A 13,559-nucleotide genomic window follows, 5' to 3' on the forward strand; every position below is an offset into this window, starting at 1 on the left:
GGAACCCACTGGAACATCAGCCATGCGCAGAGTCTACGTTTGCCCGGAGCTCGCGGGAATGCCGGGCAACTCCACCACGAATGCCGCGCCGCCCTCAGGCGCACCGCGCACACCGATGCGGCCACCCAGCCGCTGCACGATCCTTGCGGCGATTGACAAACCCAACCCGCTTCCAACAGGCCGTTCTCCGCTGTATCTGGCAAAGAGCGCACCGCGTTCAAACGCGACGGCGGCATCCGCCTCCGTGAGGCCAGGCCCGCCGTCGCGCACTTCCACCGTGAGCCCGCTGCTGGAATGGTAAGCGGCGAGCACAACGGGAGCGCCTTCCGGCGTCACGCGCAGGGCGTTTTCCAGCAGCCCGTCCACCACTTGGCGCAGCCGCTGGCCATCGCTGTGGACCGGTAATGGCCCAAGAGGCAGTTCGAGCCGTCCCGCGATCCTGTTCTGGATGCAGACCGCTTGCCAGACCTGCCAACTCTCGCGCAGGATCAAGGATGCGTCCACGGGCTGCAGTTCCAAGCGGAAATCATCGGACTCAAGCCGAGCCAATTCCAGGAGATCGCGGACGAAACGGTCCAGGCGATTGGTTTCGGCCACGAGGGTCCGCCCGACGCCGCTCACGTCGTCTCCGCTGACCACGCCGTCGGCAAGCGCCTCGGCGTAGCCCCGCAGTGCGGTGAGGGGTGTCCGGATTTCATGCGAAATGGAGAGGAGGAACTCGCGTTGGCGCCCCTCGCTGGTCCGGAGTGCAGCGTCGAGGGCTCCCAGCGCCTGCGAAACCTCCACCACTTCGGCCGGCCCGCCTGGCGCCACTGCCACGGATCGTTCTCCGGCTGCGAGCCGATGGGCTGAATGTGCCGTGCGCACCAAGGGCCGGCTCAACCATTGCGCCAGCAGGCCGCCGGCCACGATGGCGAACACGAGGCAGACTGCGAGGGCAATCAGCATGCGGCTCAGCAGGGGAGCGGCGGCCGCGCGGATTTCGGACACGGGCTGGGCCAGTACCACGCCACCGCCGGCCGCCAAGGGCCGCGCCTCGAGGACCACGGTGTTTTGCGGACCGTTCACCGACGTCGAGACCGACTTTCCGGCCAATACTTCCGCCACGGTCTTCGCATCCACCAGCCTGGCCCCGCCGCCTGTCACGCGGCCGTCGGTGCTGATCTGCGCTAGCCTCGCCCCGTGCGTGAGCAGATCTGCGCGAAGGTCCTGCAGGCTTCCAATGTTTGACTGCTTCCCCAGGGAATCGGCCTCAACCGCGAGATACTTCTTGGCTTCGTCCACCGCCGTGGCGTTGACCAGCTGCGCCGCCAGAAGGCCCGCGAGCACGACGGCGACTGTCGCGACGGCGGCGATCACCGCCGTCGTGCGTCCGGCCAGCGTGCCGAACCAGCGCCTCACGTGGCTCTCCCGGCGGCGGGGCGGGGTCCGGACGTTTGGGGAGCTGCGGCCGAATAGCCGACGCCGCGGCTCGTCGCGATGGGGGAGTGTTCGCCGAGCTTGGCGCGGAGCTGCGCGATGTGCACATCAACCGTCCGCCCGGCGGCATAACTGGCCTGCCCCCACACGGCGGACAGGAGCTGCTCACGGGAAAAGACACGGCCAGGCTGGGCCATGAGGTATGCGAGGAGATCGAATTCGGTGGCGGTCAGCGTGAGTTCCTCGGTGCCGGCTCGTGCGGTCCTGTTCAGCGGATCCAGTTCGACGCTGCCCAGCACAAGTGGTTTGGACCGTGGAGGGCCTTCGGTCCGGCGCAGGACGGCCTTCACCCGGGCCACCAGTTCGGAGGGCGAAAACGGCTTGGTGAGATAGTCGTCGGCGCCCAATTCCAAGCCAAGGACGCGGTCCACTTCCTCGTCGCGGGCCGTGACGAACAGTACCGGCGTCCAGTCCTCTGCCTGCCGCAACTGCCGGCAGAGCTCGATTCCGTCCATGCCGGGCAGCCCGACGTCGAGGATCACCGCGACCGGTTTGAGCCGCCTGATCTGTGCCAGCGCGGAAATCCCGTCCCGCTCAACGTGCACGCCGAAACCCGCGCGGCCCAGATAGAGGCGCTGGATATCGGCAATTGCCTGTTCATCCTCGGCAATCAGGACTAATCCGCGGCTGTCTTCCATGCGTCCATTCAACAGCAAGGTCGGAGCGCTGGGAGAGTCCTTGTCGGCCGGCGGAAACGGTTTTACATTCCTCGAACATTGGCCGAACAGTCAGTTCATGCGGCCGGAGCAGAGTGTGGTGAAGAGCGCCGGCGGATCGACCACCGGCCGGAACAAAGGACACGGACCATGAACAACAGCACTCCGAGCTCCAGTACCCCCGTCCAAGGCCGCAAGCGCCCCAAGGCCCGCACCGCCGTCGTCGGCGTCCTGGCAGCAGGCCTTCTGCTGGGCGGCGGCGTGATCGCCGCCAACGCAGCTACCTCGAGCAGCACAAGCACGACGGCGTCGGCCGCCTCCCAGCCCACCGCGACGGCCGCGACGGCTGCCGTTGCGGCCAAAACGGCCCTGGCGCGGCACCCGCTGGCGGCCGGCCTGCGTTTCTTCGTGAACGGTGACAGCAGCAAGCCGAACTACGGCCAGCGCGCCGCGAAGATCGCCACCTTCATCCTGGACAAGCGCCCGAAGCTGGCCGCAAAGCTTCCAGCCGCGCTGCAGGCGGACCTGAAAGCGCTGAAGGATGCGGCGGACGGTGATCGGGTCGCGAAGGCCACCCACATCAGGGACACCGCCCTGAACGGCGGCTACGGTCCGAAGATCCAGGCACAGGCAAAGCGGCTGCAGACGCAGAAATCCGACCGTAAGGCCTGAACGACAAGCAAGGCTGGTTATTTGTAGCGATCCCGCTACAAATAACCAGCCTCGTTCTGCCGGCGCGGGCCGCCCGCAGCCCGCGCCCGTCTGTGCCTAGGCCGGGACGGGATCCCGGTCCGGCTCCGCCGCTACGGGCGTGCCGTCGTCGAACGGCATTTCGTCGAGGTCGATCAACGGGTTGGTGTCCTGGGTTGCCACGAGCTCGTGGGCCTCGGCCTGGGTGTCCACGCTCGGCATGGAGCCCGGGAGCGGACGCTGTGCGGATTCGCGCAGGAAGTAGATGGCGATTGCGCCAACCACGGACGTGCCCATGAGGTAATACGCGGGCATCATGTCGTTGCCGGTGCCCTGGATCAAGGCGGCGACAATGAACGGCGTGGTGCCGCCGAAGATCGCTACGGAGAAGTTGTAGGCGATGCCCATTCCCCCGTATCGGCTCGACGTCGGGAACAGCGCCGGGAGCGCAGAGGCGAGGTTGGCTATATAGAACGTGACCGGAAAGGCGATCAGGGCCAAACCGGCAAGCGTGGACCAAATGTCGCCGATGCCGATCAGCAGGAAGGCCGGGACGGCGAACACGACGGTGCTGACGGCGCCGATCCACAGGACGGGCCGGCGGCCGATCCGGTCGGAGAGCTTGCCCGTCAGCGGGATGCAGACTGACATGACGACCAACACGGGGATGGTCAGCAGCGTGCCGTGAACGGGGTCGTAGCCCTTGGAATCGGTCAGGTACGTGGGCATGTAGGACGTCAGCATGTAGCCCACCGTGTTGGCGGCTGCGGCAAGGATCATGGCAAGGATGATCTGGCGCCAGTACGCCTTGACGATGCCGATGGGGCCCTTGGCTACTGCGGCGTCGCCCGCTGCGGCGTCCGCGGCGAGGGCTTCCTGGGCATCCAAAGTGGCCTGGAACTGGGGTGATTCCTCGATCTTGCTACGGAAGTACACAGCGATAACGCCGAGCGGACCCGCGATGAGGAACGGCAGTCGCCATCCCCAGTCCTCCATGGCTGATTGGCCGATGGTGAGCTGCAGGATGGACACGAGCGCGGCGCCGAGGGCGAAGCCGATGTAGGACCCCATATCGAGGAAGCTCGCGAAGAAGCCGCGGCGCTTGTCCGGGGCGTATTCGCTCACGAACGTGGTGGCGCCGGCGTACTCGCCGCCGGTCGAGAAACCCTGGACAAGCTTCAGGATGACGAGCAGTGCCGCTGCCCAGATACCGATTTGTGCGTATCCGGGCAGGAGTCCGACGGCGAAGGTGCTCGCCGCCATCAGCAAGAGTGTTGTGGCGAGCACCTTTTGGCGGCCCACCTTGTCGCCCAACCACCCGAAGACTACGCCGCCGAGCGGGCGTGCCACGAAGGTTGCGGCGAATGTTCCCAGGAGGAACAGGGTCTGCACGGACTTGTCGGCCTCCGGCAGGAAGACCGGCCCCATCGTGGTGATGAGGTAGCCGAACACGCCGACGTCGTACCATTCCATGGTGTTGCCGACGATCGTGCCGCCGAGTGCTTTTTTCAGCATGGGCTGGTCAACGACGTTGACGTCGGATACCTTGAGTCGACGGCGTGTTGGAAGTTTCAATTTTGAGGCACCGCGGGCTGCGGTTTTGTTCGTTCCAGCGGCGTTCCTAGCGCCTGCTGGAGAGTTGGTGATGCTTTGGTCTATGGGCATTTGGGCCGCTCCTAGGGGGGTCATTTGCTTGCGACGTTTAGCTGCCGCGCTCTGGGCAGGGTTTCAATTTTACGCGATATTCGCCGAAGCTGAGAGCCGGAGTCCGAATTCCGGGGCTATTCCGGCCCACTTTGGGCACAAATGTCTGACATCCATGTGCCGCCTACAGCCCCGGAATCACGCGGATTTTGGCGAGTTCCGGGCATGCAACACCAAATTGTTTGGTTTAGGACCTTGAGACGCACAGTTTGCTGATCATTTTCCTTGGGTTTCGCGGAGTTTTCCGAGCACCACCGTGGCATCGAATTCTTCAGAATGGACCACCCGCGCGGACAGCCCGGCGTACCCGAACAGGGCCGCCGTCGTTCTGGCTTGCCGGACGCTCGTTTCGATCAGCAGCTGGCCCCCGCGAGCCAGCCACGACGGAGCCTCCTCCGCGATCCTGCGCTGTACGTCCAAACCGTCGGCGCCGCCGTCGAGCGCCACCCGCGGTTCATGCAGCCTGGCCTCCGGCGGCATTAGCCCGATCGAGTCCGTAGGGACGTATGGAGCGTTGGCCACCAGGACGTCAACCCGGCCGCGAAGAGTGTCCGGCAGGGCCGAAAAGAGATCTCCTTCATGCACTTGTCCGCCCGCCGGCCCCATGTTGCGGCGGGCGCAGCGGACCGCAGCGGGGTCGACGTCGGCCGCGTGAAGCTCGATCCCGCCCACTGCGGCAGCCAAAGCGGCACCCACGGCACCCGAACCACAGCAAAGATCGACGACGACGGCGCCCGGCCGGGCGAGGCAGGCCGCCTGCCGGACGAGGTACTCCGTGCGGCGGCGGGGGACGAACACACCCGGGTCCACTGCGATGTGTTGGCCGCAGAACTCAGCCCAGCCTAGGAGGTATTCAAGGGGCAATCCTGAGGCGCGTTGTTCGACCAAGCGGTCGAGGTCCCCGGGGGCGTGCGCCGCGGCGATCAGGAGCCGGGCCTCGTCTTCGGCGAAGACGCAACCGGCCGAACGGAGCCGTGCTGTGACGGCGGAATGGGAAGGCTGGAACGTGGGTGCTGACATGGGAGAGCCTTTCGGGGTACCGAGGGGTGCTCTCCGGGCCATGCTAGCCGAGAGCGGACGTGGAGGCCACGCGTGAAACGGCTCCGACAAAGGCCGGGGTTCACAAACCCGGCCCGGAGTGTCTAGGGTAGGTGCATGGGAACACTGATTTTTGAATAGGCCAGCGGGTCCTGGTTCGTCGCAGACACTGGCTATGCCTCTGAAGACGTTTACCGGCACCGCCGAGTTTGATCCGACAAAAATCCACGCCTGTTGAGGCTTCGCCTCCGCGCCGTTCCTGTTATTAGGCTCAGGGTCTCGCAGCGGACGTCGCGTCCTGATACCTCCTCCGGCAAAACAAGAGTTTTAAGGAGTCCACTGCATGACACCGAACACACCCGAAACCGACGCTGGGCAGCAACCGGAAGCGCAGGAAACCGACACACCCGCTGCCGGTGTCAGGTCGAAACTGACTGACGCCCAGAAGGAGATGCTGGCAAGCAAGTCCCGTGGCGGGGCAGCGAACAGCTGGCAAAGCACCGGAAAAGGACACAAGCCCACTCAAGCGAGTGGGAAGCTGGCCAAGTCCGAGAAGAAAGTCCGCTGGTAGATCCTGCAGACAAGCGGACCGCTCCCACCTAGTATGGAAAATCCCTTCGTTTCAATGCAGAAAGGAAGAACAATGGCTGCGAAGCACGTTGAGCAACAAATCAACTCCGAGGTGGCCAGCCACCTGGTCGAGTCCATGGATAAGGCGCCCATGCCGGCCCCGGCAACCGTGGCGATGGCACTGGGCTCGACCCAAGGAACGGCCTGGCCAGACGGTAGCGGCAAGACCAGGCACCCCAAGGATCGCGGCGCCAGCCACGGCCGCGTAGGCCAGCAAGCGGCGGTCACCGCGGTCCACCGGACCAGCCGTCCCCAGATGCCGCACTCCTCTTAGGAATATTCGCCCTCCTCAGCCCAACTGACTCGCACTTAATGTCGTTATGAGCCCTCATAACGACATCTGCTGCCAGTCAGTTGGGCTGAGCTACGTGCGGGGGGCGTGCGGGAGGCCTGCGCGTGGGGCTGGGCTAGGCGCGCTCGACGTCGGCGGGGGACTTGTCGGGGCGCCATCCGCGCCAGACGGGATGGCGCATCCTTTCAGTGCCGGTCCAGTCGCTGAACGTCACCTCTCCCACAAGCTCGGGCGCAACCCAGTGTGCGGTGGCGGCATCCTCGGCAGGGATGTCGTGGAAAGGAGAGTCCGGCCGATCGAGCCCCTGCATGCGCTTCAGGATGTCGCGCAGCTGCCAGTCCTTGAACCCGGTGCCTACTCGGCCCGCGTAGCGCAGCGTGTCGCCGTCGGGAATCCCCACCAGCAATGCTCCAATGGTCCCGAGCCTCGCTCCGGTGCCGGGCCGCCAACCACCCACCACCACTTCCTGCGTGCGTTCCAACTTCAGCTTGATCCAGGACCTGCTGCGCCGCCCCGGCTGGTACCGGCTATCCGCGCGCTTGGCCATGACGCCCTCCAAGCCAAGCTCGCCTGCGCTCGCGAGGATGTCGTCGAGGTCGTGTTCCAGGATCTCGGATACATGGATAGGGGAACCCTGGGCCGGCAGCTTGGCATGGAACGCCGCCAGCTTGTCTCGGCGCTCGCTGAGTGGCAGGGAGGTGAGGTCGGCGCTGCCGCGGGATCCGGCGTCGCCTTTGGATCCGGTGTCGTACAGGAGATCGAAGACCATGAGCTGCACGGGGACTGCGGCCCGGGCGCGTTCGACGTCGCCGGGTTTGAAGAGGTTCATCCGCTTCTGGAGCAGCTCGAAGCTGGGCTGGCCGTTCCTGCTGAGTGCGACGATTTCGCCGTCTGCCACGAAGTCGTGATCGGGCCAGTAGCGCGGGTCCGCCAGTTCGGGATACGTGGGTGTCATGTCGATCCCCGAGCGGCTGGTCAACCTGATCTTGCCGCCCGAACCCGAAACGATGGCCCGGAAACCGTCCCACTTGAGCTCAAATAGCCAGTCGCCGGAGGAGACGTCGGCGGTGGTTCCGGAGGTTGCGAGCATGGGGGCGTAGCTGGGGATCCCGTTCGGTTGCGGCTGGGCATTGGGCAACAGCACCGCCCGATGGCCCGGTTTGTCCTTCATCAGGTGGATCAGCCACTGCGACGGCGACTCTCCCGTGTGGATGAGCGCGAAGCGGCGGGTACCGTGCAAGCCGCCGCCGGGCTTGCCGGTGAGCGTGGCGATGACTTCCTTGCCGTCGCGCCATTTTTCGCACTCGAACTCGCCACTATCCCAGATGCTGACCGTCCCGGCACCGTATTCGCCCTTCGGAATGATGCCCGCGAACTGCGCATACTCCATGGGGTGGTCCTCCGTGCGCACCGCGAGGTGGTTCTTGGCCGGAGTGTCCGGCACGCCTCGGGGCAGGGCCCACGACGCCAGGACGCCGTTGTGTTCCAGCCGGAAGTCCAGATGGAAACGGCGGGCATGGTGCTCCTGGATCACGAAAATTCCGCCGGGCGGATTGGGTTCCGCGTCGGCCTGTAGTGGGCGCGAACCGGGTTTGTGTTCGACAGTGGGAAACGGTTCGGGCGTCCGCTGCGGGTCGCGCTTGTCCACGTAGCTAGCCAGCCGCGGGTTCACGGCGGTGCCCGCGACGGCGGTGCCCGCGACGGCGGTGCCCGCGACGGCGGTGCCCGCGACGGCGGTGCCGGGAGCATGTCCGGACCGCCCGGGCGCCACCGCGGCGAACGGGTCCTTCCCCTCTTTGACGCGCTTCATGACGGCCGTGAAGTCCAGATGCTCGAGCTTGGGGGAGGCGAGTTCACGCCACGTCCTCGGTGCGGCGACCATGGGGTGGGCCCGCCCGCGGAGGGAGTACGGGACGATGGTGGTCTTGTTCCCGCTGTTCTGGCTCCAATCCACCAGCACCTTGCCGTTGCGCCGGGTCTTCTTCATGTCGCTGACCACGAGGTCCGGATGGTCAGCCTCGAGCGAGCGCGCTAATTCGTGCGCGAACGCAGAGACCTGCTCCCACTTGCGGGTGCCATCCAGGCCGGCGTAGAGGTGGATGCCCTTGCTGCCGCTCGTCACAGGGACCGGATCAAGGCCGATGTCCTGCAGGATGCTGCGCGCCAGCTTGGCGACTTCGACGCATTCGGGAAGACCGGTGCCGGGACCCGGATCAAGGTCCAGGACAAGGCGGTCGGGCGGCAACATGGTTCCGTCGGCGTCCACTTGCCATTGCGGCACGTGGATCTCCAGGGCTGCGATCTGGGCCAGCCAAGTGAGCGTAGCGAGGTTGTTGACGAGCGGGTAAACGTTGCTGTGCTCCCTGTGCTGGATGGTGACCCGGGGAACCCATGACGGCGTCGAGTCGTCCAGGTTCTTCTGGAAGAACATCTGCCCGGGATCCTCGGTGGTCCCTACTCCGTGCACCCAACGTTTCCGGGTGGCGGGCCGGTTGGCAGCGGCCGGGATCAGGAACGGGGCCACGGCGGCGTAGTATTCGAGCACTTCGGCCTTGGTAGTGCCAGTCTCCGGGTAGATGATTTTGCCCAGGTTGGTGAGCGTCAGTTCATGGCCTTCAACGTTGACGCGCTCCTTTTGGCTGGTTGCCACCTCTTCACCTCCGCCTTGTTGTGATGTTCACTTAGTGCATGAGGGCCATATGGAAGGGTTCTATCGCGTTCGGGCTGGTCAACGTGCCCGTCAAGCTCTACAGCGCCACCGAGGACCACGATGTCAGTCTCCACCAGGTCCACAACAAGGACGGAGGCCGAATCCGTTACCAGCGGAAGTGCGAAATCTGCGCCTCTGTTGTGGATTACGAGGATATCGACAAGGCCTACGAAGAGGAAGGCCGTACCGTGGTGCTGTCCGCGACCGATTTGAAGTCGCTGCCCGCGGAGAACAGCCGCGAAATCGAGGTGGTGGAGTTCGTTCCGGCCGAGCAGTTGGATCCCATCATGTACGAACGGCCCTACTACCTGGAGCCTGATTCCAAGTCCCCCAAGGCATACATGCTGCTTCTTCGCACCCTGCAGGACACCGAGCGCGTGGCTATTGTGCAGTACGCACTCCGGCAGAAGACCCGGCTCGGAGCCTTGCGGGTACGTGGGGACGTCCTGATGCTGCAATCCCTGCTCTGGGACGACGAAGTCCGCGAAGCCAACTTCCCGTCGCTGGAAACCGACGTCAAGATCTCGGACAAGGAGCTCGAGATGTCCTCGGCCCTGGTGGACTCCATGGCGCGCGACTTCGAGCCCGAGCAATACACCGACAACTACCAAGTTCAATTGCGCCAACTCATCGCGGCCAAACTCGAAAAGGGCGACTCCATCGACACCGAGGAAACGTTCGGTGTCGCAGCCAGCGGAGGGGAAGGCGGCGAGGTCATAGACCTCATGGAAGCCCTCAAACGGAGTCTCGACAAGAAACGCGGCAAAGCGTCCGGCGGGTCGTCCGCTGCGTCGTCCACCGAAGAGTCCGACGACGGCGCCACCGCCAAAACGGCCAGCAAGCCGAGGGCAAGGGTCAAGAAGGCCTGACGCGCCGCCGTCGTGCGCTTCGCGAAAACTGGACATGTCCCTCGTGGCCCGCGCAGGAGCGGGGGGCATGTCCCTTGGATGGCCTAGTGGTTCCGCAACGCAGAGATCAGCTCGGACTTCTTCTTGCCTGAGTACCCTGTGAGCCCCAGTTCCTTGGCCCTGGACTTCAGTTGGGGCACGGTCCAGTCCTCATAGTCGCCCGAGGTGCCACCGCGATGACCGATTTCCTTGCGGCCTTCCTTGGCAGCGGCATTCGAGATTCTGGCGGCTTTTTCCTTCGAGGCGCCATCCTCCCTAAGGGCTTCGTAGAGTTCCGGATCCTTCAGGCTGGGATTCTTCTTGTTTGGCATGCGTTCCTCCTACGGTCAAGATGCCGGCTAAGACGGAAGCTCCATCCGGAACCCGCAGCGGCACTGCAACACCTTTGTCGCCAGGTATACGTCGAGAAGGTCGACGGCGGGGTCCTCAGTGGACATTGGCGCATACACGCTATGGAATCCGGCTCCCGAAATCTTCATAGGTTCACCGCAATGGATGTATTCGCCGCCGAACTGCAGCACACCTGATACCGAGCCTCGCTGGTTCAGGATGGCTGCGACGTCCTGAAAAGTCGCGGCATGGGCATAAAACGTGTCGCATTCCACGCAGGTGTAAGCGACATCCACGAGTTCTGCCACCGGTCGCTTGAGCGGCTCGATCGAATCCAGGATCACGTGCTCGGCAGTGCGGCAAGTGCCGCACCAGATTCGTTCCGCTCTGGGGTGAGGCGCGCCATCGGGAACGATCGGGTCAGAGATAGTCGGCATCGACTTAACTCCTTGAAGCGGGAAGTGCGGCTCCCGCGCGAGGCGGAAGCCGCACTTCGGGCGGATTTAGTCCTTCTTGAAAGCGTCCTTGACCTTTTCGCCGGCCGATTTAAGGTCGCTCTTGCTTTGATCCATCTTGCCTTCGGCTTCGAGCCTCTCGTTACCAGTCAGCTTTCCAGCCGCTTCCTTGGATTTACCTGCGAGCTTTTCTCCGGCGTTCTGGATCTTGTCATCTGCGCCCATGGACGTACTCCTTTTGCTCGTAAATGGATTACTTCATTCCGCCAAGCGGTGTGGGGCCCGGCCGATGGGGCCAGGCGTCCTAAATGCTGTTGTCGGTCAAACGCCGTGTGACCTACGGCCGGACATGAAGCTAAGAAGCCAGCCGATGGCCGCGACGATCAAGAGGACCACGCCGACCCATAGGAGCCAGCTCACGGCCTGCGAGAAACCGCCGACGAGCAGAAGAACGATTGCCACAACGCCTGCAATGATCAGAAGAGTGTTCACAATGACACATTCCTTACTTCAGTGGGACCGCCGGCAAGCGCCCGGGTCCCTTGCGATGTATTCGATTGTCAGTTCGCTTGCGAACCGTGGTTCCCCACCAGGCCCCCAGACCCCGTGCGAGGTCTTAGTACAGCGGATGCCGCCCGTTTTCCGGAATTTTCATCCGGTACCAACCTGCACCGACTTCCTCCATGTTACTACTAAGCACCCTTATCAAATCAAGTACTAAGTACACTGATAAAAATTTTTGGATATCGTCGTAGGGTAAACGGAAGGTCGTGCGCCGGTTTCCCGCACACGCATCGGATGGTCGTCTAGGAGGAGAAAACGTGAAAGCATCGCAAACCCTGGCAGATAATCTCCAGCTGGTCCTCACGGATCTGATTGAACTCCAGCTCCAGGGAAAACAGGCCCATTGGAACATTGTCGGCGCCAATTTCCGGGATCTGCATCTGCAACTTGACGAACTCGTCGCGGCCGCCCGGGAGTTCGCCGACGAAACCGCCGAAAGGATGCGGGCGCTCCATGCCCTCCCCGATGGCCGGAGCAGCACCATCGCCGCCTCAACCAGGCTGGAGCAATTCCCCGCGGGATTGACTAAAACCAAGGACGCAGTGAAGCTGATCAGCGACCGACTGGAGCGGACGGTCCAGACCATGCGAGATGTCCATGACGAAGTAGACGAAGAAGACCCCACGACGGCGGACCTGCTTCACGCGTTCATAGCCCGTTTGGAGCAGCTCGCCTGGATGATCAGTGCCGAGATCATGTCAGCCGGCGCGTCCGTGGCAGACCCACAGGAAGCCTAGGAACCCGGGAAGCCAGGCAAGCGGAGCCAGGGCATGGCACGGCTCCGCCGCAGCAAACCCGGCACCCCGGGCATTTCCCGGCGAAGGTCCGGCCGCGGATTCAGTTACCACCATCCGGATGGATCGCTTATCGCGGGTGGGGAACGCAAGCGCATTGACGCGCTGGCGATTCCTCCTGCGTGGGCCGACGTCTGGATATGCCCGTTCGCGAACGGGCATATCCAGGCAATGGGAGTGGACGACGCCGGTCGGAGCCAATACATCTACCACCCGGAATGGCGGGCTCGCCAGGATACTGAAAAGTTCGCCCGGGCTGCGCGCCTCGGAGCCCTCCTGCCGCAGGCGCGTCGTCTCGTCTCCCGCCATCTGCGGGAGTCAGCTTCGGAGAAGACCAAAACCTTGGCCGCCGCCGTCCGGCTCATGGATCTCGGTGCCTTGCGGGTTGGATCCGATGGCTACGCGCGCGACAATGGCTCGTACGGGCTCACCACGCTGAGGTGCAAACACATACGGGTCAATGGGGATACGGTTTCCCTGCATTTCCCCGGGAAAAGCGGTCAAACCTGGAATTCCACCATCGAGGACCCTGTGCTGGCCCGGTTCCTCGGACCGTTGGCAGGCAGGCCCGGCAAGGAACCCCTGCTGGTCTTCCAGGATGGTGAGGGCCGGGTCTCCGTGAATGCCACGATGGTCAATGAGTACCTTCGCCACATCACGGGCGGCGATTACACGGCCAAGGACTTCCGCACCTGGAAAGGGACCGCGGCGGCCGGCATGGCGCTCGCAGGCCCGGCCTCGAAAGTGCCAGCCCGCCAGCGAGTCCTCGAGGCGATCAAGGAAACCGCCGAACTGCTCGGCAACACGCCTACGGTGGCGAGGGCAGCCTACGTCGATCCGCGCGTCGTGGAGGGTTTCCTTGCGGGTGATTTCGAACAGCTGAAGGCCACCGAGTCGGATATTGCGGCCTACCTGACGTCATTGCCCTGAATTTAACAAGGAGCATGCTCCCCGTTGGCTGCGAGGGATGGACATATTAGGAATATGTCCATCCCTGAGTGCCAAGGGAGAGCATGCTCAGTAGGGTTACTCGGCGTCGTGGTCCGTTTCGAGGATCTTCACGAGGCGGTCCAGCGCTTCGTCGGCCCCGGCACCCTCGGCGCGCAGTACTACGACGTCGCCGAATGACGCTCCGAGGCTCATGAGGGACAGGATGCTAGCGGCGTCCATCGCGTCGTCGGCGGGCTCGCCTTCGCGGGCGATGGTGACCTCAAGGTCCAGTTCGCCGGCGGCTTCGGCGAAGATGGCTGCCGGGCGGGCGTGCAGACCGACGCGGCTGGCGATGGTGGCGGTACGTTCGGACATTGTT

At 64.0% G+C, this 13,559-nt stretch carries 16 protein-coding genes; 6 read left to right on the forward strand and 10 right to left on the reverse strand.

Annotated features, from left to right (window positions below; genetic code table 11):
- Positions 1-33: 33 nt before the first annotated feature.
- Both AB4Z38_RS13010 and AB4Z38_RS13015 read right to left on the reverse strand, forming a co-directional pair.
- On the reverse strand, positions 34-1,401 hold the full coding sequence (locus tag AB4Z38_RS13010; RefSeq protein WP_441430099.1) for an ATP-binding protein: 1,368 nt from the start codon (positions 1,399-1,401) through the stop codon (positions 34-36).
- On the reverse strand, positions 1,398-2,117 hold the full coding sequence (locus AB4Z38_RS13015; protein ID WP_441430100.1) for a response regulator transcription factor: 720 nt from the start codon (positions 2,115-2,117) through the stop codon (positions 1,398-1,400). The genes AB4Z38_RS13010 and AB4Z38_RS13015 overlap by 4 nt, the downstream gene beginning before the upstream one ends.
- Positions 2,118-2,285: 168 nt before the next feature.
- Here AB4Z38_RS13015 and AB4Z38_RS13020 point away from each other — a divergent pair, with 168 nt between their 5' ends.
- On the forward strand, positions 2,286-2,807 hold the full coding sequence (locus AB4Z38_RS13020; RefSeq protein WP_441430101.1) for a hypothetical protein: 522 nt from the start codon (positions 2,286-2,288) through the stop codon (positions 2,805-2,807).
- Between the two features lie 96 nt (positions 2,808-2,903).
- Here the strand turns inward: AB4Z38_RS13020 and AB4Z38_RS13025 are convergent, their stop codons facing one another.
- Positions 2,904-4,490, reverse strand: coding sequence for an MFS transporter (locus tag AB4Z38_RS13025; protein WP_441430102.1), 1,587 nt, complete (start codon positions 4,488-4,490; stop codon positions 2,904-2,906).
- A gap of 255 nt (positions 4,491-4,745) precedes the next feature.
- Complete coding sequence (locus AB4Z38_RS13030) at positions 4,746-5,549, reverse strand: putative protein N(5)-glutamine methyltransferase (RefSeq protein WP_441430103.1); 804 nt, start codon at positions 5,547-5,549, stop codon at positions 4,746-4,748.
- Positions 5,550-5,910: 361 nt separating this feature from the next.
- On the opposite strand from AB4Z38_RS13030, the gene AB4Z38_RS13035 reads away from it, so the two are divergent.
- A complete protein-coding gene (locus AB4Z38_RS13035; RefSeq protein WP_441430104.1) occupies positions 5,911-6,138 on the forward strand; it encodes a hypothetical protein in 228 nt (75 codons plus the stop codon).
- A gap of 72 nt (positions 6,139-6,210) precedes the next feature.
- Positions 6,211-6,471, forward strand: a complete 261-nt coding sequence (locus tag AB4Z38_RS13040; RefSeq protein WP_284980535.1) for a hypothetical protein — start codon at positions 6,211-6,213, stop codon at positions 6,469-6,471.
- A 133-nt stretch (positions 6,472-6,604) separates the two neighbouring features.
- On the opposite strand, the gene AB4Z38_RS13045 is transcribed toward AB4Z38_RS13040, so the two are convergent.
- Positions 6,605-9,139 carry an ATP-dependent DNA ligase gene (locus tag AB4Z38_RS13045; protein ID WP_441430105.1) on the reverse strand — a complete coding sequence of 845 codons (2,535 nt, stop codon included), beginning with the start codon at positions 9,137-9,139 and terminating at the stop codon, positions 6,605-6,607.
- A gap of 38 nt (positions 9,140-9,177) precedes the next feature.
- Here AB4Z38_RS13045 and ku point away from each other — a divergent pair, with 38 nt between their 5' ends.
- Entirely contained in the window at positions 9,178-10,068 is an 891-nt protein-coding gene (gene ku / locus AB4Z38_RS13050) for a non-homologous end joining protein Ku (RefSeq protein WP_441430106.1), read from the forward strand.
- Positions 10,069-10,151: 83 nt separating this feature from the next.
- Here the strand turns inward: ku and AB4Z38_RS13055 are convergent, their stop codons facing one another.
- The 4 genes from AB4Z38_RS13055 to AB4Z38_RS13070 form a co-directional block, all read right to left on the reverse strand.
- Positions 10,152-10,418, reverse strand: coding sequence for a DUF7218 family protein (locus AB4Z38_RS13055; protein WP_441430107.1), 267 nt, complete (start codon positions 10,416-10,418; stop codon positions 10,152-10,154).
- 27 nt (positions 10,419-10,445) lie between these two features.
- The gene (locus AB4Z38_RS13060; protein WP_441430108.1) at positions 10,446-10,874 is read right to left on the reverse strand and encodes a hypothetical protein; all 429 of its coding nucleotides are present in this window, start codon (positions 10,872-10,874) and stop codon (positions 10,446-10,448) included.
- A 66-nt stretch (positions 10,875-10,940) separates the two neighbouring features.
- The gene (locus AB4Z38_RS13065) at positions 10,941-11,117 is read right to left on the reverse strand and encodes a CsbD family protein (protein ID WP_059388403.1); all 177 of its coding nucleotides are present in this window, start codon (positions 11,115-11,117) and stop codon (positions 10,941-10,943) included.
- 96 nt (positions 11,118-11,213) lie between these two features.
- Positions 11,214-11,384, reverse strand: a complete 171-nt coding sequence (locus AB4Z38_RS13070) for a DUF2207 domain-containing protein (RefSeq protein WP_139359614.1) — start codon at positions 11,382-11,384, stop codon at positions 11,214-11,216.
- A gap of 329 nt (positions 11,385-11,713) precedes the next feature.
- On the opposite strand from AB4Z38_RS13070, the gene AB4Z38_RS13075 reads away from it, so the two are divergent.
- A complete protein-coding gene (locus AB4Z38_RS13075) occupies positions 11,714-12,193 on the forward strand; it encodes a Dps family protein (RefSeq protein ID WP_441430109.1) in 480 nt (159 codons plus the stop codon).
- Between the two features lie 33 nt (positions 12,194-12,226).
- Complete coding sequence (locus AB4Z38_RS13080; RefSeq protein ID WP_441430110.1) at positions 12,227-13,180, forward strand: DNA topoisomerase IB; 954 nt, start codon at positions 12,227-12,229, stop codon at positions 13,178-13,180.
- Between the two features lie 96 nt (positions 13,181-13,276).
- Here AB4Z38_RS13080 and AB4Z38_RS13085 read toward each other — a convergent pair whose 3' ends face one another.
- Positions 13,277-13,555, reverse strand: a complete 279-nt coding sequence (locus AB4Z38_RS13085) for an HPr family phosphocarrier protein (RefSeq protein WP_269994103.1) — start codon at positions 13,553-13,555, stop codon at positions 13,277-13,279.
- Positions 13,556-13,559 lie beyond the last annotated feature (4 nt).

Source organism: Arthrobacter sp. 2RAF6, from assembly GCF_052115205.1.
Lineage (GTDB): Bacteria > Actinomycetota > Actinomycetes > Actinomycetales > Micrococcaceae > Arthrobacter.

What these genes read in the sequence shown, in the direction of transcription:
- AB4Z38_RS13015 (WP_441430100.1), bottom strand. Translation starts at nt 2,117, where the DNA reads ATGGAAGACAGCCGCGGATTAGTCCTGATTGCCGAGGATGAACAGGCA.
- AB4Z38_RS13020 (WP_441430101.1), top strand. Translation starts at nt 2,286, where the DNA reads ATGAACAACAGCACTCCGAGCTCCAGTACCCCCGTCCAAGGCCGCAAG.
- AB4Z38_RS13025 (WP_441430102.1), bottom strand. Translation starts at nt 4,490, where the DNA reads ATGCCCATAGACCAAAGCATCACCAACTCTCCAGCAGGCGCTAGGAAC.
- AB4Z38_RS13030 (WP_441430103.1), bottom strand. Translation starts at nt 5,549, where the DNA reads ATGTCAGCACCCACGTTCCAGCCTTCCCATTCCGCCGTCACAGCACGG.
- AB4Z38_RS13035 (WP_441430104.1), top strand. Translation starts at nt 5,911, where the DNA reads ATGACACCGAACACACCCGAAACCGACGCTGGGCAGCAACCGGAAGCG.
- AB4Z38_RS13040 (WP_284980535.1), top strand. Translation starts at nt 6,211, where the DNA reads ATGGCTGCGAAGCACGTTGAGCAACAAATCAACTCCGAGGTGGCCAGC.
- ku (WP_441430106.1), top strand. Translation starts at nt 9,178, where the DNA reads ATGAGGGCCATATGGAAGGGTTCTATCGCGTTCGGGCTGGTCAACGTG.
- AB4Z38_RS13055 (WP_441430107.1), bottom strand. Translation starts at nt 10,418, where the DNA reads ATGCCAAACAAGAAGAATCCCAGCCTGAAGGATCCGGAACTCTACGAA.
- AB4Z38_RS13060 (WP_441430108.1), bottom strand. Translation starts at nt 10,874, where the DNA reads ATGCCGACTATCTCTGACCCGATCGTTCCCGATGGCGCGCCTCACCCC.
- AB4Z38_RS13065 (WP_059388403.1), bottom strand. Translation starts at nt 11,117, where the DNA reads ATGGGCGCAGATGACAAGATCCAGAACGCCGGAGAAAAGCTCGCAGGT.
- AB4Z38_RS13080 (WP_441430110.1), top strand. Translation starts at nt 12,227, where the DNA reads ATGGCACGGCTCCGCCGCAGCAAACCCGGCACCCCGGGCATTTCCCGG.
- AB4Z38_RS13085 (WP_269994103.1), bottom strand. Translation starts at nt 13,555, where the DNA reads ATGTCCGAACGTACCGCCACCATCGCCAGCCGCGTCGGTCTGCACGCC.